Origin of the sequence: Gordonia sp. 852002-50816_SCH5313054-c, assembly GCF_001665925.1 — a bacterium.
Taxonomy (GTDB): domain Bacteria; phylum Actinomycetota; class Actinomycetes; order Mycobacteriales; family Mycobacteriaceae; genus Gordonia; species Gordonia jacobaea.
Genome location: NZ_LZTE01000044.1, coordinates 40,284 through 57,875, shown reverse-complemented (window position 1 = coordinate 57,875; position 17,592 = coordinate 40,284). Strand labels below are relative to the sequence as shown.

Here is a 17,592-nt window from a genome sequence, read left to right as displayed (position 1 = left end):
CCACTGCACCCGCGCCCAGCGGGCCAACAACCAGCAATTCCACTGCTGAGCAGTGCCCGGCTAACTTCGAAGAGCCCTGAAACCCTCTACGGAAGCGCGTGAATTCTTGCACAGAATGCACCGCGCACACGTCGCAAAGCGTGTATTAGACGCGCATGGGTGCCCATGCCTCCTACCCGATCTCGGGCTGTGAACAACTGCCCTCACGGATCGGGCCAGTCGTCGATACTTCGGGTGTTCCGAAAGCGTGAAGAGCCCAAGCGAGCTCACTGCCAAACCTTCGATCGAGCGGCAAAGTTGCGCGAGCCCTTGATCGCAGAGGTTGAGGATGATCCTGGCACTTCCGACGAGGCCTGGAGCTTAGTGACTACGCAAACCGGCGGGCCACCCGAGAGATCACCCGTAGTACGCGAACTCGCAGGTCGGGTTGGTTTCGGTCTTGTACGAGACCAGGCTGCTGCCCATCATGATCGCGCAACCAACCTCGGTACCGCCGATCACGCTTACGCTCGACGAGACCTCGTTGTACACCGGGTAGTCCTTGCTCCACGGCAGCGTTACGGCGGTCTCGGTGGTCTCCGGCCCGCCGTTGATGCGGTAGCGGATGGTGACAGGAGTCGAACCGCCGACCACTTTCATCGTCGCAGTGCCGACCGACGGTCCGGTCGGTTGAGCCGCAGCGGATTCCGCGGTGTTCGTTGCGATATCGGTGGTACCCGAATTCGATTGCGCCACCGGCTCACCCGCCAATGAACAACCGGCCAGCGACAGCACGAGCGCTGCACCACAACAGATTCCGACCACTACCCTCTTCGACATGCGAGGAGTGTAATGCGCTGAGAGCCCGATGCCACGGGAGTCATCCACAGGCCAGACGACGCAATGTACAACGCACGATGCGGCCAAACCCAGCACGTGGTCCGACCGCATCGTGCACTCTCCGGAGAATCTCCGGCGAGCAGGATCAAGCAGCGAACACCGCGAGGCGTCGGGGCTGCTCCACCGACGAGTAATGCGACGCGTCGCCCTGGATGATCTCGCTCTGCTGCCCGTTGACGTCGACGGGCACGTCGCCGGCCAGGGTGATCCGATGCAGCTGACGCTTCTGGTTGCCGAAGTCGGCGATGCCGTAATGCTGGGTGGCCCGGTTGTCCCAGATCACCAGGTCGCCGTAGCTCCAATTCCAGCGGAAGGTGTTCTCCAGCTTGGTGATCCGAGCCTGCAGCAGTTGGTACAGATTGGCGAACTCCGACGCCTTCAGGCCGCGGAACTCCTTGGCGAAGTGGCCGAGGAGCAGGCTCCGCTCACCGGTCTCCGGGTGCACGCGGACAACGGGATGCAGCGTCTCGTACTCGGAGCTGGTGAACTCGGCGTAGTGCTCCTCCTTCTGCACAACGTCGACGCCGCCGGACGGCTCCTTCTGTCCCACATAGTCGTACAGGTTGGAGTGCGTGGCCCACAGTTCCTCGACGAGCGAGCGCAGCGGCTTGGGCAACTGCTCGTAGGCGGCAACGGTCGACGCCCAGGTGGTCGCACCACCGTAGGCGGGCAACACGATTGGCCGCAGCAGCGACGCCTTCGGGATGCGATCGACGAAGGTCACGTCCGTGTGCCAACTGTTCGCGGCGCCTTCGATGGTGAGCAACTGATCGCCGCGCGACGTCACCGTCGGATGCAGTGCCGTCGGCTCACCGAGCAGCGACGCGAACGCGTACTGGGTCTCGTCGTCGAGGTGGTCCTGCCCGGTGAAGGCGATGACCTTGTTGACGGCGAGCGCGGTGCGGATCGCCTCGACCTGCTCGGTGGACAGGTCTCCGCCGAGACGGACGCCCTCGACCTTGGCTCCGATGTTCTCACCGAGCTTGGTCACGGTGATCGACGCGTCGTCGTAAAGGGCCTGCGCAGCGGACTCGCTGTCGGTGCGTCGTTCGATGTCGGTCAGTGTCACTGGTGTACTCCTTGGCTGATTTCGTCGTTACTTCGATTTCTCCACTGATCGGCGCGCGGCGACAGGTTCTCGCCCACACCGATTACAACCTTGCGCCGCCGCGATATTCAGTCGGCGTGATACTCAGTCGGCGTGATATTCGGCGCTCTCGTCGATCTCGCGGCGGATAGCGGCCGGAACCCGCACGGCGCCCGGCCGGTAGGTCACCGCGCGTAGTGCGCTGCCGAAGCGGAACACGCCGCGTCGCTCCCGCAGGTCCAGATCGACGGGACCGCGCGCGTCGAGCCCGACGGAGATTCCCGTCCACGGAGCCATGCCGACGAGCTGGAACTGGTTGTCCAACTTGGCGATTACCTCGACCTGCCCGCCACTCGACGCCTCGAGTACGAAGTCCCATCGCACCTGGGGCGTCGCGACGGCACGGAGTACCAGTGTGTCGACACCGACGGGTAGCTCACCGGACACGCGCGCAATACGGCCGTAGCTGTTGAACACGAAATGTGCTGTGCCGTCTTCGATGTAGAGCAGATAGCCGCCCTGGGGATCGCCGTGGGCGACCAGCACACCTTCGTCGGCGCGTGTCCAGTCGCGCAGTTCGATCTCGATGTCGAAGTCTCGGTATGCGATGAGCTTGCTCGACCGGTACCGCTCAAGTGTCGGTGTGCCGGCGAGGATGCGCACCGGGTCGCTGTAGCGTTCTTCGTCGGGTCGTCGACGTCCCTGATCGGCCGGCGAATCGTACAGCGGGAACACAGTATTGCGCCACGCGGCTTCGTCCCACGCGCGCGCCAGCTCGGCAACGACGTCCGGATGTTCCGCGGCGACGTCGTGCGTCTCCGCGGGATCGGTTGTCACGTCGTAGAGTTCCCACTCCGGGTCGTCGACGCGATCGGGATCCCGGTGCAGCGACAGCAGCTTCCACCCTTCCCGATAGAACCCGCGGTGTCCGCCGAACTCGGCGTACTGCTCGGTGTGATCCGAGTTCGACGCTCCATCGCGCAGAAACCCTGCGGCACTGACACCGTCGCGCGATTGCGCGGGTTTTCCGTGCCGCTCGGTCGGTGCCTCGACGCCTGCCAACTCGAGCAGCGTCGGCACCAGATCCGTCACGTAGGCATACTGTCGGCGAACACCGCTGTCGTCCGCGTCACGCGGCAGGCCATCCGGCCACGACAGCACGAACGGCACCCGTACACCTCCGGCAAAGGTCTGCCCCTTGTAGAAGCGGAAGGGCGTGTTCGACGCCTGGCCCCACCCGCGCGGATAGTGCACCCCGAGAGCCGCACTACCGATCAGGTCCTCGTCGTGGGGAACGTCGCGCTCCCAGTCCGACGGCACCGGGCCGTGCACGAATTGGCTGAAGTACGAACGGGTTCCGACCGGACCGCCTTCGGCGGTACCGCCGTTGTCTGACGTGAACACGATGATCGTGTTGTCGAGTTCACCGAGCTCGGTCAGGGTGTCGACGATGCGCCCGACGCTCTGATCGACCGAATCGACCATGGCCGCATACACTTCCTGGTACTTCGCGAAGCGCTCCTGCTCCTCAACATCGAGTTCGTCCCACGGTGGCGCGTCGTATCCGGGCTCGGTGTTGCGCTCGGCGATCGGGGTGCCCTCGTCGAAGAGACCTTCCGCGACCTGTCGTTCGAATCGTCTCTGGCGCACAGCATCCCACCCGTCCGCGTACTTTCCGCGGTACTTCTCGAGGTCGGACTCCTTGACCTGATGCGGACCATGCATCGCGATGTGCGCGAAGTAGAGGAAGAAGGGTTTGTCGGCATCGTGTGCCCGCAGCGACTTGATCTGCGCGACAGCACGATCGGTGAGGTCGTCGGTGACGTAGTAGTCATCGGGGTACTCGTCGACGTCGACGACTGAATTGTCGGCGATGAGCTGGTTGGGATAGAAGAACGAATTCAGCCCTTCGAGTGAGCCGTAGTAGGAGTCGAACCCGCGCTGCAGCGGCCACGAGTCGCGTGTACGACCGGGACTCATGTTGGCGTCGCGAGCGAGGTGCCACTTACCGACCGCGTACGTCGCATAGCCGTTGGCGCGCAATATCTCCGGAAGCGAGAGCACATCGTCGGCGAGTTCGAGACGTAGACCGGGGAAGCCCGGATCGGAGTTCGCCACACTGCCGTAGCCGGCACGATGCGGGTTGAGTCCCGTCAGCAGAGCGGCCCGAGCGGGCGAACAGACCGGCGTCGTGTGGTAGTTCGACAGTCGGAATCCACGCTCTGCGAGTGCTGCGATGTTGGGGGTATCGATCTCCGCACCGAACGGCGAGATGTCGGAGTAGCCCATGTCGTCGATGAGCACGACGACGATGTTCGGAGCACCCGCCGGCGCACTCGGTTCGGGCTTCCACCAGGGTGTCGACTGCGACGACGTGCGTCCAACCCGACCCTCGAAGCCTTCGTAACCTCTTGCGTAGTCGGGTATTTCGCTGTTGTCGTCTGCCATCGTCACTCCTCGAAGATCGTGCGACCGCCGCTGTCCGCGGTTACGCATCACACACCATTCGCACGGTGGGTCGGTCTGTCAACCCTTTCTCCGACGCTGCCGAGAAAAGCGCCGTGAGCTTGAAGTCGCCCCCCGTATGCCCTCACAGTTGCTCGTATTCGACGACGTACACCGACCCGCGGCCGTGCGTCGGGTGGTCGATGTCCGGATCGGCTTCTGCCGCATGACCGACCACGCCCAACCCCCAGCCCCCAGCCCATCGGACGGAAGAGAATCCGAAGACCATGCCCACTCGCACACGAGCCGCGCTGCTCGCGCTCGTCGCACTGCTGACGATGGCCACGGCAACCGCGTGCACCTCCGCTGTCTTACAGCAGCAGAACTCGACAGCGACCGCCCTGCCGCCGGGTCACAAGCCGCCACAGGGCGGCACGCTGCGCGTCGGGGTGCTCAACGACCTGAGCCCGAAGACCTTCTTGCAGATCGGCACGGGCAGTATGAACGGCCACGTGGTGTCGAACGTCTTCGACACCCTGATCCGCTACTCGCGCGATGATCTGACCGTCCGGCCGTCGCTGGCCACACGCTGGCAACTCGCCCCGGACGGCCGCTCCCTCGCGCTCGATCTGCGCGACGACGTGCGCTACCACGACGGTCGGGCCTTCACCTCCGCCGACGTCGAGAGCTCGCTGAAGGCGTACACCGCCGGGCCGTGGACACCGCAGTTCAAGCGGACCGCCGCCGCGATCACCGGATATGACACCAGCAATCCACACCGCGTGGTGCTGACCTTCGACCATCCGCTCAGCAACGTCTTCGACCTGCTCGACTCTGCACCGATCATCGACGGCAACACCCTCGACGGGCTGCGTGCGGGCAAGGTGTTCAACGGAACGGGACCGTTCCGCTTCTCGTCATGGCAGCCGAACTCGGATGTTCGCCTGGTGCGCAACGACTCCTACTGGGGTCCCCGAGCCAATCTCGACGCCATCGACCTCAACATCATCACCGACCAGCAGGCGCTCTACACCCGGCTACGCACGGGCCAGATCGACCTCGCCTACGGACTCAACAATCACGACCAGGAATTGGCAACGCGCAGATACGGATTCAACAGCATCACCTACACCGGCGCCGAACAGCAGGAGTACGTGGGAATCAACGTGGCCAACCCGGCCCTCGCCGACGTCCGCCTGCGCAAGGCGATCGCCTTCGCCATCGACCGCGAACGCATCATCAACGACGTCTTCCGCAAGAGCGGCTACGTGGTCAACCTGCCCTGGCCAAAGTGGTCTCCCGCATACGACGCGTCGAAGAACACGACGTACACACGCGATGTGAACCGTGCCCGCCAGCTCGTCGCCGAGCACGGGCAGGTTGCACCGATCACTCTCGACTACTCCACCCAGGGAGTTGACCGGGTGGTGGCGCAGATCGTGCAGTCGAACCTCAAGGATGTCGGTATCCCGGTCGAGCTGCGTCCCAACGACAACACCGTGCAGTCGTCAAAGCTCATCGGCGGCAAGTTCGACGGAATCTGGTTGCTGCAGCATGCCTTTGCACAGTTCACGCCGTCGACGCTCGCCGTCTCCGCGTACCCGTTCAACGCGGCGAAGAACTCCTCCAACTACGTCAGCCCCGACTACGCGAAGGCAGCCAACGCGGCCTGGAATGCTCCCGATCCGACGTCGCCCGCGGCGCTGGCCGCGTATCGGCAGCTCGACGACATCTGGTTGAACGATCTGTTCCTCGTCGAGATCGGTGTGGTGTTCCAACAGTCCGCGGCGTCGCCCGCCGTCGGAAACGTCGATTGGGACAGGCGTGCCCAACTGCACCTCGGCGAGACCTACCTCAACACGCAAGGACGGAACTCCTGATGACCGGATACCTATTGCGCCGCATACCGACGGCGATCCTGGTGCTGTTCGTGGCCTCCGTGCTGATCTTCGCGATCGTCCGATTGATCCCGGGTGGACCGGAATCAGCGCTCGCGGGTCCCGACGCCACCCCCGAGCAGTTGGCGGCGATCCGGCACGACCTCGGCCTTGATCGCGGCTTCATCGCCCAATACGCCACCTGGATCGCAGGCATCTTCACGTTGGATCTCGGCAAGAGCTACCAGGTCGGTGGCGAGATCAGTTCGCTCGTCTCGTTCGGACTGGTCCACACCATTCTGCTCACCGTCACCGCGCTGATCCTCGCCGTCATCCTGGCACTGGCGTTGAGCTTGTCGGCAACGATCTACGACAACCGCTTCGTGAATTCCCTTGTCACCGGCGTGAATGCGGTAGCAATCGCGGTTCCGACCTTCGTTGTCAGCACACTGTTGATCCTGATCTTCGGAGTCAAATTCCGACTTCTCCCCGCAGGCGGCACACCGCCGGACGGACTCTTCAGCCAACCAGGCATCACCGCGCAGTACCTCCTGCTACCCGCTGTCGCCCTGGCGCTCCCGGCAGGTGCCACACTCGCCCGCTTCCTGACCGAGGCGCTGCGCACCGAACTCCGGCAACCCTATGCGACGACAGCCCGAGCACTCGGAGTATCGAAGCGAGACATCGTCATTCACAGCGCGCTGCGCAATGCGCTACCACCGAGCCTGACCGCACTCGGGCTGGTGACCGGAGGCCTTCTCGGCGGGGCGATCCTGGTCGAGGCCATCTTCGGTTGGCCCGGGCTCGGACTCCTGACCGAGCAGGGCATCTTCGCCCGCGACTATCCGCTCGTGCAGGTACTCGTGCTGCTGTCGGTCGCGGTGTTCGTCGTGCTCCAACTGCTCGCCGACGTGCTGCATGCGTGGCTCGATCCCCGAATCCGATTGGCAGGTAACTGATGTCGACCTCACTGACCACCTCGTCCGGCTCGACGTCCGCGACCGGGGCCTCCGCCGTAGACATCGAGCCGGGTCTGATCCCGGAGTCGCCCACCGACAAGGAGCGGCGTCGAATCCGGACGCCGTTGTGGCGCAGTCTCCTCACCGGGAGCGGCCTAGTCGGAAGCGTTCTGGTGCTCGGTATCGTGGCGCTCGCCCTGCTCGCACCGCTACTGACGTCGTATGGACCGGACCAGCAGATCGACGGCGCATACCTGTTGCCGCCCGGCGCCGACCACTGGTTCGGCACCGACGACCTCAATCGCGACGTCGCGACACGGGTGCTCTACGGCATCCGGGTGGATCTGCTGATCATCTTCATCGCGGTACCGATCGGCGCCCTTCTCGGTACCGCGATCGGTGTCCTCACGGTCTCTCACCCGATTTCGGATGTCATCGCGCAGCGTACCTTTGACGTCATCCTCGCCTTTCCCGCGCTTGTCCTCGGTATCGCCCTGACCGCCGTATTGTCGCCCGGCGCAACCACAATCGGAATCGTCATCGTGCTCGCGGAGATTCCCATCTTCGGTCGACTCGCCCGCACATCGGTGCTACGCGTCAGAGAACTGCCCTACGTCGAGGCGGCACGTGTGAGCGGCGCGCGCAACAGCTACGTTCTCCGCCGCCACGTACTGCCCAATTCGATCGAGTCACTCGGGGTCCAGTTCGCGCTGTCGCTATCGCTCGCCGTCTTCGTCGAAGGGGCGCTGAGCTTCCTCGGCATCGGTGTGACTCCCCCGACGCCGTCCCTCGGCGGCATTCTGTCGTCGGGAAACAGCTACCTCGAGACCAATCCGTGGTTCTCGGTGGCGCCGCTCATCGTGATCACAGCACTCGTCCTCGGTTTCTACCTGATTTCCCAGTCCATTTCGCGCAGCAGGAGGCAGTGAGATGACCAACGCTGCAGACAACGACCACACAGCAGTTGATCCCGCACCCGCACTGGAGGTCGACTCCCTTCGAGTCACCTTCGACTACCCGCGTCCGGCCGTCTCCGACATCAGCTTGCGTGTCAATCGACGCGAGATCGTCGCCCTGGTAGGCGAATCCGGCTCCGGCAAGACGATGACCGCCCGCGCGGCGATAGGTCTGCTCCCCGAGCACGCGGTCGCGACCGGCTCGGTCAAGGTCGACGGCGTCGAGGTGTTGAACGCCTCCGAACGCGACCTCAACGCGATCCGCGGCACCGGTGTGGCCATGATCTTCCAAGAGCCGCAGACCGCACTCAACCCCGCCCAGACCGTGGGATGGCAACTGCGCCAGGCGCTACGGACACATCAATCGATCTCACGACGCGATGCTCGACGCCGCGCCGTCGAACTGCTGTCGCTCGTCGAGATCCCCGACCCGGAGCAGCGCGTCGACTACTACCCCCACCAACTCTCCGGCGGCCAGAAGCAGCGCGTGGTGATCGCCCTCGCACTCGCGAACGACCCGGCACTGCTCCTCGCCGACGAGCCGACGACGGCGCTCGACGTCTCGGTACAGCGTGAAATCCTCGACCTGCTGCTGCGTCTGCGCGGCCGGATCGACGCCGGAATCCTGCTCATCACACACAATCTCGGTGTCGTCGCCGATATCGCCGACCGCGTCGTCGTCGTCCAACTCGGCGAGGTCGTCGAACGCGGAACGGTCTTCGACATCTTCGCTCGGCCGACACAGCCGTACACACGTCAACTTCTCGCCGCGGTTCCCAAGCTGCCGACCGTCGACTCCACGGACGACGAGAGTGCCGGGGCGGCATCAGATTCCGACACCGCTGAGGGCGACGGACCCGTTCCCATCGTCGCGGTCGAGCATGTCACCGCGGTGCATCGTGGCGGTTTCGGACGCAAGCCCGTCGTCGCACTCGACGACGTCTCGCTGCACGTCGATCCCGGCGAGGTCGTCGGGGTGGTTGGCGAATCAGGCTCGGGTAAGACGACTCTCGGCCGGTCTATCGGCGGGCTCACCCATCTCAGTGGTGGCAAGATCCTGGTCGACGGACACGACCTCGACGCCGTCGACCGCGCACAGTTGCGCTCGCTGCGCCACACCATCGCGTTCGTGCCGCAGGACCCGACCGCGTCGCTCGACCCGCGCTTTACCGTCGCCGAGTCGATTCGCGAACCGCTCGACATCCAGCACATCGGAACGCGCGCAGAGCAATCGACCCGCGTCGAGGAGTTGCTCGACGCGGTGCATCTGCCTCGCTCGTTCGCCGACCGACTTCCGCACGAACTCTCCGGCGGTCAGCGTCAGCGTGTCGCGCTGGCGCGGGCGCTGTCGGTGCGGCCCAAGCTGCTCATCGCCGACGAGCCGACCAGCGCGCTCGACGTGTCGGTGCAGGCACGCGTGCTCGAACTGTTCGCAGAACTACAGCACGAGCTGGGCTTCGCGGCGCTGTTCATCAGCCACGACCTCGCCGTCGTCGAGCAGGTGTCCGACCGCGTGTACGTGCTGCGCAACGGGCGGGTCGTCGAACACGGGTCTGCGCGAGACGTGCTGACCCGGCCGCGCGACGAGTACACGCGCGCACTGCTCGACGCCGTGCCGTACCCCGACCCGCAGCGGCGTCGAGAGTCGAGCGCCGCGTTGGCGTGAGGTCCGAGACCCTAGGAATTCTTCGGCTCAGCCTCAGGCGTGTCGGCCGCGCTCTCGTCTCCGGCGCTCTCGTCGCCCGCGGAATCGTCGTCGGCCAGCGGGTCGTAGCCGGGAACGCCTTCGAGCACGGTCAGCTCGTTGTCGATGGCGGCACCGACGGCCTTCGCGTCGTCTTTGATCTTCTTGATGAAGTCCGACATCTCGCTCCCTCGTCAGTGGTCGGGAATCCTACGAACCGCACGACCCCACTGCAGGCCGCGCAGTGACCACCCTACAAGGCCACAGATCATGCTTGTGACCAGACGAGGCGTTGCCTAACGTCATCGCCATGCCCGCACGCCGACTTCCCGACATCACAGCGCTGGAGGTCGTCGTCGCGGTCGGCAGACTCGGCAGCATGGGCGCCGCCGCCCGCGACCTCGGACTCAGCCAGCAGGCCGTCAGCTCGCGCGTGCGCGGCGTCGAGCACGAACTCGGCATCGAGATCTTCGTACGCTCCCCCGCCGGCGTCGAACCGACCGAGAACGGTCGCCTGGTCCTCGAGTGGGCCAACGCGCTCGTCGAGCGGGCAGCCGAGTTCGTCGCGGGCGTCGACACGCTGATCGGCAACAGGCATGCGACGCTCGTCGTCGCAGCGTCGATGACAGTCGCCGAGTACCTGGTACCGGGCTGGCTCACCACGCTCACCTCACGCACCGGAGCACGAATCTCGGTGCGCCCCATGAATTCCGCCGAGGTCATCGACACGGTGCGGTCCGGTGATGCCGACCTCGGGTTCGTCGAAAGTCCCGGCGAGACAGCCGACCTCGACGCCGCGCTCGTTGCCACCGACGAGTTGTACGTGGTCGCCGCTCCAGGCCATCGCTGGTCACGCACGGGCACGGTGTCGGCCGACGAACTGGCGTCGACGCCGCTGATCCAGCGAGAACCCGGCTCCGGAACACGGATCACCTACGAGAAGGCGCTCTCGGAACTCGGACTCGTCGCCGCCGACCCACTCATCGAACTGCGGTCGGTCACCGCGATCCGGTCGTCGGTGTTGACGTCGAACGGGGTGACGGTGTTGTCGCGGCTGTCGATCGCCGACGACATCGCGGCCGGACGCCTCGTGCGCATCAATGTCGACGGGTTGTCGATGGTGCGTCCACTCCGTGCCGTGTGGACCTCGCACATCACGGTGCGCGGACCTGCGCGAGAGCTTCTCGACGTCGCGCTGGCGTCCACCACCTGATTGTGTGATCGCACAGCGTGACGCCGCACATTGGGTGAATAGCACGGTGATTGTGATCCAGAACGCGTGGATTCTGACAACAGTTCAGAAATACAGCCCGTGTTCAGGAGGTACATCATGGCACTCGAGGCCACCGGCACCGTTGCCGAAGGAAGCACCGCAAGGTGGCGTGATCGCAAGCGCTATCTGTGGCTGATCGGTCTGATCGTCCCGTCGTTCGCATTCATCGCCATCGGTGGGTACGAACTCACCGGGTGGGGTGTCTTCCTGTGGGTCGGTCCGATCATCGTGCTCGGCGTGGTCCCGCTGATCGACTTCGTCGCCGGTTTCGACCCGACCAACCCGCCCGACGACGTGATCGAGGAACTCGAGAACGACAAGTACTACCGCTACATCACCTTCGCCTTTCTGCCGATCCAGTACGCGGGCTTCATCCTCTCGATGTATCTCATCGCCACCGCGGACTGGCCGATCATCAACCGCATCGGGCTCGCCGTGACACTCGGTTTCATCGGCGGCATCGGGATCAACACCGCGCATGAGCTCGGGCACAAGAAGGAGAGCCACGAGCGCTGGCTGTCGAAGATCGCACTGGCACAGAGCTTTTACGGCCACTTCTACATCGAGCACAACCGCGGACATCACGTGCGGGTCGCCACCCCGGAAGACCCTGCGTCGTCGCGACTCGGTGAAAGCTTCTACCGGTTCTGGTTCCGCACCGTGTCGGGCTCGCTTCGCAGCGCATGGCAGGTCGAGGCAAAGCGCTATCGCCGCAAGGACACTCACCCGTTCCATATCGGCAACGACGTACTCAACGCCTGGCTGATGACCATCGTGCTGTGGGCTGCGCTGACCATCTGGCTCGGCGTCGGAATTCTGCCCTACCTCGTGCTGCAGGCGGTCGTCGGCTTCTCGCTACTCGAGATCGTCAACTACCTCGAGCACTACGGCATGCTGCGGCAGCAGACCAAAGCCGGACGCTACGAGCGCGTGCTTCCCATGCATTCGTGGAACTCCAACAACATCGCGACCAACGTACTGCTGTACCACCTGCAGCGACACAGCGATCACCACGCGAACCCCACTCGCCGCTACCAGACACTGCGCGACTATCGCGAATCACCCGCACTGCCAACCGGTTACGCCGGAATGATCGTCCTCGCGCTTTTCCCGCCGCTGTGGCGCCGGGTCATGGACCACCGCGTCGTCGAACACTTCGACGGCGACGTCCGACTCGCCAACGTCGCTCCCGGAAAGCTCGACCGTCTCACCCGCAGGTTCCCCATCCCCAGCGAGACGACGCTCGACGAGTCGCTTCTCGACGACGCGACGCCCGGCGCGATCAACGACGACATCGCCGCGGCCCGCTGCCCCGGTTGCGGTTACACCTACGAGGTCGCGGTGGGCAACGAACTCGAGGGATTCGCCGCGGGTACCGCGTGGAAGGAGATCCCCGACGATTGGACCTGCCCGGACTGCGGTGTGCGCGAGAAAGTCGACTTCATCCCCCTGAAGGAGACCAGCGCGTAGTCACCCGCGACCCGCCTCAGCCGAGGAAGGCGTCGAAGTAGTCCAGCGCCAACACCAGATCGCCTGCTCGCTCCCGAATGGGATGTCCGAGCAGACGTTCTGCTTGCTGCACTCGGTAGCGCACCGTGTTCTTGTGTATACCAAGCGATGTCGCGACCTGGTCTGCACTGTCGGCGGTGGTCAGCACATAGCGAACGGTGCCGCGCAGTTCGTCGAGTTCCGGTGCGGCGAGTCCACGCAGCACCGCACGCGCGAAACGCCCTGCGGCGTCGGGATCTCCGGTCAGGAGAGTCAGCGCGGCGACGTCCTCGTACACGGTCAGCGCGATATCTCGACGCGGCGACAGCGCGACACGTTGCGCCGCACGAGCATCGCGATGCGAACGGACGAATCCCTCGATACCCTCGGCCGCCTCTCCGATCGCGAACCGGATCTGCGCGGGATCGGCGCCGCGCGAATCCCACTGGGCCGCAGTGCTTGGTGCCACATTCAGCGCAAGCCATCCCCACAGTTCGCGGCCTCCCGGCCGGACGACGGCCAGCCGTGCTCCGGGAATCGACGACGCGAGGCGGACGAGTGACGGTTCGAGCCGCTCGATGGAGTCGGCGTCCATCGCGTGCGCGATGACCGCGACCTGTGTGACGCCGGCGATCGGATGGCCGCCCAGCTCCGCCGAGAGTTCCGTCGAGCCAACGCTTTTCCCGTCAAGGACATCGGCGACCAACTCGTAGCGTCGCGCATCGCCGCGTCGTCGAATCCGCTCCACTTCGTCCTGATACAACGCGACGGAGAGTTCGACCGAGGTGGCGAACCAGCGGTTGGCCTTGGTCCAGAACCACACGAGGAGCGACTCGTGATCGAGATCTTGTGGCGCATGCCCGACTACGTCGACGGCGAAATCCCACGACGCCTCCTGCGCGCTCTGATAGACCTTCAACAGCACCGGCAGTCCGAGATGGTGCCGCGCGATCTGGATCGACAGGTCTCCCGCTGCCGGTACGAGTTCGGTTGCCCCGTCCGCGTCGACGGTCACGCCGCCGAGGAACGCGAGCCAGTGCTCCTCGACCGCGGCAACGAGCACCGGTCGAATGTCGGCGGGCAGATCGACACCGGCGATGATCGCATCGACGGTGGTCGACACCCAGCCCTCGAGCGCAGTCGGGCTCTGCTGGTCGGCGACGAACATCTCCAGCCACTCGGCGATCTCGGTCATCACCCCAAACTGCCAGAGACTGTGTGATTGCACAGTCAAATGCGCCCGATTGGGTCCGAGGACCAGTGATTGTGACGCACCTCCCGGTCAAGATGACAACAGATGGTCGTTCACCAGCCCGCTATCGAAGGAGAGAATGATGAGTCACATCCAGGTCGACCGCCCCACCTGCGAGGGCATCGGCATGTGCGAAACACAGGCCAACGAGTACTTCCAGATCGGCGACGACGGCATCGTCGAGGTAGCGACCTCCGACGTCCCCGACAGCGACAAGACCTACGTGCGCGCAGCCGTCGACTCCTGCCCGGTATCCGCCCTGCGGATGCTCGACTGAGGTGCGCCGTGTCCGCACCACTCATGTCATCTGACACTCTTCCGCTCGTCATCGTCGGTGCGTCCTTGTCGGGGGTACGCGCCGCCGAGGGCGCCCGCGCCGAAGGGTGGAGCGGCGCCATCGTCATGATCGGCGACGAGCCGCATCTCCCCTACGACCGCCCGCCGCTGTCCAAAGCATTGCTCGACGCCGACAAGCAACCCGAACTGCCCACCCTGCGACGGGCAGAGAGTTGGGAAGCACTCGACATCGACCTGCGAATGTCCACCACGGCAACGGGAATCGACGTCACGCGCCGGAGACTGCTCACCGACGCGGGCCCGATCGCCTACCACGCGCTCGTACTCGCCACCGGGCATCGTGCCCGCACGATCGGCAGACTCGACGGATTCGACAACGTCCACACGCTCCGTCACTTCGACGACGCGGTCACAATCCGCGAAAAACTCCGCGACACAGCACGTCTGGCCGTATTCGGTACCGGCTTCATCGGTTCGGAGATCGCATCGGCCGCTGCCGCGCGAGGTATCGACGTCACCCTGATCGGAACGTCGTCGTTCCCGCTCGCCCGCAGCGTCGGCCCGCTCGCCGGACGCATGCTCGCAACACTGCATGAGGACGCCGGCGTGACACTTCTGTCCGACTCCGGTCTGGCAGGTATCTCGTCGCGCGACAACACGATCGACTCCATACGCACATCGTGCGGGCGTGACGTCCCGATCGACGCGGTCGTCGTCGGCATCGGGTCGACGCCTGCCACCGACTGGCTCGCGGCGAGCAGCGTCGAACTCGATCCCACGTCGGGTGCGGTGATCTGCGATTCGACGATGGCAACCAGCGCGCCGGCGGTGTGGGCGGCGGGCGATGTCGCATCGGTCGACGGCGCTGCCGGCGGGCACTGGACCTCTGCCACCGCGCAGGGATTCGTCGCAGGCGCGAATGCGGTTGGCGCGCAACAGACATATGCAGGGGTACCGTTCGCCTGGTCGTCGTGGCACGGTCACCGCATTCAGATCGTCGGCGCCACCGAGGTCGACCCGTCGGGAACGGTCACCGAAACCGTCGACGCCGACGGCGTCGTGCTCTACTCCGACGGCGACCGGCTGCTCGGAGCGGTGGCCGTCGACGCCCCCGGACGGATCGCCAAGCTGCGTCGAGCACTGTCGGCGGAGCTCACCGCTGCGCGATCCTGACCTTCCCCACCGCCCACTCGACGCCAGCAGATCAGCAGGATCGCCACCGCCGCAACGGCATACACGATATGGCTCACAAGCAAGACCATGGGAGTCGACGGCACCACCCCGGTAGAGAAGAAGGCGTGCCACGTGTAGGTGAGGAGCATGGCCGACGCCGCGGCCAGCACGTGACGTTGCGACCATCCGTCGGAGCGTGACCACCACCCCAACGACGCCAGTGCCACGGCGATCGCCACCACCACCGTCATATCGGCAATCCATGTGGTGTCGATCGCCGAATCGAGCTGAAAAGCACCCGCGCACAGAAAGATCACCGCAAACACCCACCACGGCGACGGCGCCGATCCACGTCGAGTCCGACCACGGCTGGTCCACACCGGACGACAGAGCGCGACGACGACACACGACGCCGCGATGACGAAACACGCGAGCAGCTGATCCGGAGACGCAAGGAAGTGACCGAACAGCGGATAGGTGGTAACGAAGGTGAACACCGCGCCGAGCACGACGCAGACCCCGGTCACGATCAGCCCACGCCGGCCGAGCCAAGGAATGTTCCCTCGTTGTCCCGCAGCCGCTTCGGCCAACGCGATGGGTGTCGCAATACTCCATCCGACGTGCAGGCAAAGGACGTACACCGTCCACGTGGTCCCGATACCCAATGCCGGGATGTACCCCTTGTCGAGGAGATGCGCACCGGCGTAGTCGGGATTGAACAGCGACATTGTCAACAGTCCCTCCTCGACGACAGCAAAAGCACTGCCCAGCAGGAGAATTGACGGCCAACCCAACCCGCGACGCCGTACGACCTCTCGGATGAGTACTGCGCTTCCGCCGTACCACAACGCCAACGGGATGATCGCGAAGATCATGGTCAGGGGGAAGTCGCCGAGGAAGAACTCGGCGACGAGCGGGGCGAGGAAGAAGAGACCGAGCGCCGGATTCCGTAGCCAACTGGGGACAGCGACGCGCCGTGAGGATGTGTCGGTGAGAGTGGACATACAGCGATCATCTCGCCGGGTGATCGGCAGCACCCATGCCATTCGTCATCGAATGCGGTGACATATGTCAGGGGCGGCGAACGCATCACGCGCTCGCCGCCCCCAGGTGCGTCGTGAAGGAGATCAGGCCTTGATCAGATCCGGGTTCTCCTTGTAGACCTCGTTGATCAGCGACATGTCGAAGATCTGCTCCGGCTTGAGGGTGTAGCCAGCCTTGCCGAGTGCCTCGATGTTCTGTGCGATCAGGGCGTCGGTCATGGTCAGCAGACCGTTCTTCTTCGTGTCCTCGGACACGACGAGCGTGTTCTGGGCCGTCGCTTCCTTGGTCTGCTCATCGAGGTTGAGCTTGAGATCCTTGCCGTACTTCTCGACGGCGAGCTTCGCCGAACCCGCGGGATCGGCGACGGCGTCGTTCCAGCCCTGCACCTCGGCCTTGAGGAACGCCTTGAGTTTGTCGCGCTCGTTGTCGATGGTCTCCTGCTTCACCACGAGTGTCTCGGCGACCAGCGGGAGTCCGAAGTCGGCGAAGAGGAAGTTGGTGTTGGCAAAACCGCTCTCGGCCAACGTGATCGGCTCGTTGGTCACGTAGGCGACCCAACCGTCGACCTCGCCCTTGGTGAGCGGCGTCGGGTCGTATTGCACCGAGATCTTCTGGACGTCGGACTCTTTCATCCCGTTGGCGGTGAGCAGAGCCTTGAACACATTCTCGTTGGATGCCTGCACGCCGATCTTCTTGCCCGCCATGTCCTGTGGTGTCTTGATCGGCTTCTCGGCCGACGACACGATGCAGAACGGATTCTTCTGGTAGGTGGCCGCGACGGTCATCAGTTTGGCGCCCTGCAGGATCACCGGCGCGGTGAGCTGCGGTGCGGTGGTACCGATCCACACCTTGTTCGACGTCAGGCCGGTCTCCACACCCGTACCGGCGCCGCCGCCGGTGATCAGCTCGGGCGTGCCGAGACCGCCCGCCTTGTAGTAGCCCTTCTCCAAAGCCCAGTATTCCCCGGCGAACTCGATGTTCTTCTGCCATGAGAGCTGCACCTTGGGATTGTCCGACGACGCCCCGCCGGACGAACTGCTGCCACTGCTACAGGCCGCGAGCGCCCCGGACACGCCCAGTGCACCCGCGGCACCGCCCGCAAGGAGCGAGTACCGAAGAAATGCGCGACGATCGAGTCCGCCGCCGCTACGCACGGAATTACTCATTGGGTGTTCTTC

Annotated in this window: 15 protein-coding genes; 8 read left to right on the top strand and 7 right to left on the bottom strand. The window is 64.7% G+C overall.

What is annotated here, in order from left to right; translation table 11 throughout:
* Window positions 1–396: 396 nt before the first annotated feature.
* The 3 genes from A5788_RS10865 to A5788_RS10855 form a co-directional block, all read right to left on the bottom strand.
* Window positions 397–819: a hypothetical protein gene (locus tag A5788_RS10865; protein WP_064868348.1), complete on the bottom strand. Its 423-nt coding sequence runs from the start codon at window positions 817–819 to the stop codon at window positions 397–399.
* Between the two features lie 145 nt (window positions 820–964).
* Window positions 965–1,948: a TauD/TfdA dioxygenase family protein gene (locus A5788_RS10860; protein ID WP_064870075.1), complete on the bottom strand. Its 984-nt coding sequence runs from the start codon at window positions 1,946–1,948 to the stop codon at window positions 965–967.
* A gap of 123 nt (window positions 1,949–2,071) precedes the next feature.
* Window positions 2,072–4,414 (bottom strand): sulfatase-like hydrolase/transferase, encoded by a 2,343-nt coding sequence (locus A5788_RS10855; protein ID WP_064868412.1) that lies wholly within the window; start codon window positions 4,412–4,414, stop codon window positions 2,072–2,074.
* Window positions 4,415–4,698: 284 nt separating this feature from the next.
* Here A5788_RS10855 and A5788_RS10850 point away from each other — a divergent pair, with 284 nt between their 5' ends.
* From A5788_RS10850 to A5788_RS10835, 4 genes are read left to right on the top strand one after another with little or no spacing between them, the layout of a single operon-like run.
* The gene (locus A5788_RS10850; RefSeq protein WP_064868354.1) at window positions 4,699–6,291 is read left to right on the top strand and encodes an ABC transporter substrate-binding protein; all 1,593 of its coding nucleotides are present in this window, start codon (window positions 4,699–4,701) and stop codon (window positions 6,289–6,291) included.
* Entirely contained in the window at window positions 6,291–7,247 is a 957-nt protein-coding gene (locus A5788_RS10845; RefSeq protein ID WP_064868357.1) for an ABC transporter permease, read from the top strand. The genes A5788_RS10850 and A5788_RS10845 overlap by 1 nt, the downstream gene beginning before the upstream one ends.
* The gene (locus A5788_RS10840; protein WP_064868360.1) at window positions 7,247–8,176 is read left to right on the top strand and encodes an ABC transporter permease; all 930 of its coding nucleotides are present in this window, start codon (window positions 7,247–7,249) and stop codon (window positions 8,174–8,176) included. The genes A5788_RS10845 and A5788_RS10840 overlap by 1 nt, the downstream gene beginning before the upstream one ends.
* A 1-nt stretch (window position 8,177) precedes the next feature.
* Complete coding sequence (locus A5788_RS10835; RefSeq protein ID WP_064868363.1) at window positions 8,178–9,869, top strand: dipeptide ABC transporter ATP-binding protein; 1,692 nt, start codon at window positions 8,178–8,180, stop codon at window positions 9,867–9,869.
* 11 nt (window positions 9,870–9,880) lie between these two features.
* Here the strand turns inward: A5788_RS10835 and A5788_RS10830 are convergent, their stop codons facing one another.
* Window positions 9,881–10,069 carry a hypothetical protein gene (locus A5788_RS10830; RefSeq protein WP_049700601.1) on the bottom strand — a complete coding sequence of 63 codons (189 nt, stop codon included), beginning with the start codon at window positions 10,067–10,069 and terminating at the stop codon, window positions 9,881–9,883.
* Window positions 10,070–10,197: 128 nt separating this feature from the next.
* On the opposite strand from A5788_RS10830, the gene A5788_RS10825 reads away from it, so the two are divergent.
* Together A5788_RS10825 and A5788_RS10820 are read left to right on the top strand one after the other, a co-directional pair.
* Window positions 10,198–11,100 (top strand): LysR family transcriptional regulator, encoded by a 903-nt coding sequence (locus A5788_RS10825; RefSeq protein WP_064868366.1) that lies wholly within the window; start codon window positions 10,198–10,200, stop codon window positions 11,098–11,100.
* Between the two features lie 117 nt (window positions 11,101–11,217).
* A complete protein-coding gene (locus A5788_RS10820) occupies window positions 11,218–12,630 on the top strand; it encodes a fatty acid desaturase (protein WP_064868414.1) in 1,413 nt (470 codons plus the stop codon).
* A gap of 16 nt (window positions 12,631–12,646) precedes the next feature.
* Here A5788_RS10820 and A5788_RS10815 read toward each other — a convergent pair whose 3' ends face one another.
* Window positions 12,647–13,843 carry a PucR family transcriptional regulator gene (locus A5788_RS10815; protein WP_064868369.1) on the bottom strand — a complete coding sequence of 399 codons (1,197 nt, stop codon included), beginning with the start codon at window positions 13,841–13,843 and terminating at the stop codon, window positions 12,647–12,649.
* 139 nt (window positions 13,844–13,982) lie between these two features.
* Between A5788_RS10815 and A5788_RS10810 the strand changes: the two genes are divergently transcribed.
* Together A5788_RS10810 and A5788_RS10805 are read left to right on the top strand one after the other, a co-directional pair.
* Window positions 13,983–14,177: a ferredoxin gene (locus tag A5788_RS10810; protein WP_049700598.1), complete on the top strand. Its 195-nt coding sequence runs from the start codon at window positions 13,983–13,985 to the stop codon at window positions 14,175–14,177.
* 8 nt (window positions 14,178–14,185) lie between these two features.
* Window positions 14,186–15,370 (top strand): NAD(P)/FAD-dependent oxidoreductase, encoded by a 1,185-nt coding sequence (locus A5788_RS10805; protein ID WP_082938000.1) that lies wholly within the window; start codon window positions 14,186–14,188, stop codon window positions 15,368–15,370.
* On the opposite strand, the gene A5788_RS10800 is transcribed toward A5788_RS10805, so the two are convergent.
* Both A5788_RS10800 and A5788_RS10795 read right to left on the bottom strand, forming a co-directional pair.
* Window positions 15,262–16,374, bottom strand: a complete 1,113-nt coding sequence (locus tag A5788_RS10800; protein WP_064907302.1) for a hypothetical protein — start codon at window positions 16,372–16,374, stop codon at window positions 15,262–15,264. The two genes, A5788_RS10805 and A5788_RS10800, sit on opposite strands and share 109 nt — an antisense overlap.
* Before the next feature lie 123 nt (window positions 16,375–16,497).
* Window positions 16,498–17,580 carry an ABC transporter substrate-binding protein gene (locus tag A5788_RS10795; protein WP_064868375.1) on the bottom strand — a complete coding sequence of 361 codons (1,083 nt, stop codon included), beginning with the start codon at window positions 17,578–17,580 and terminating at the stop codon, window positions 16,498–16,500.
* Between the last annotated feature and the right edge of the window lie 12 nt (window positions 17,581–17,592).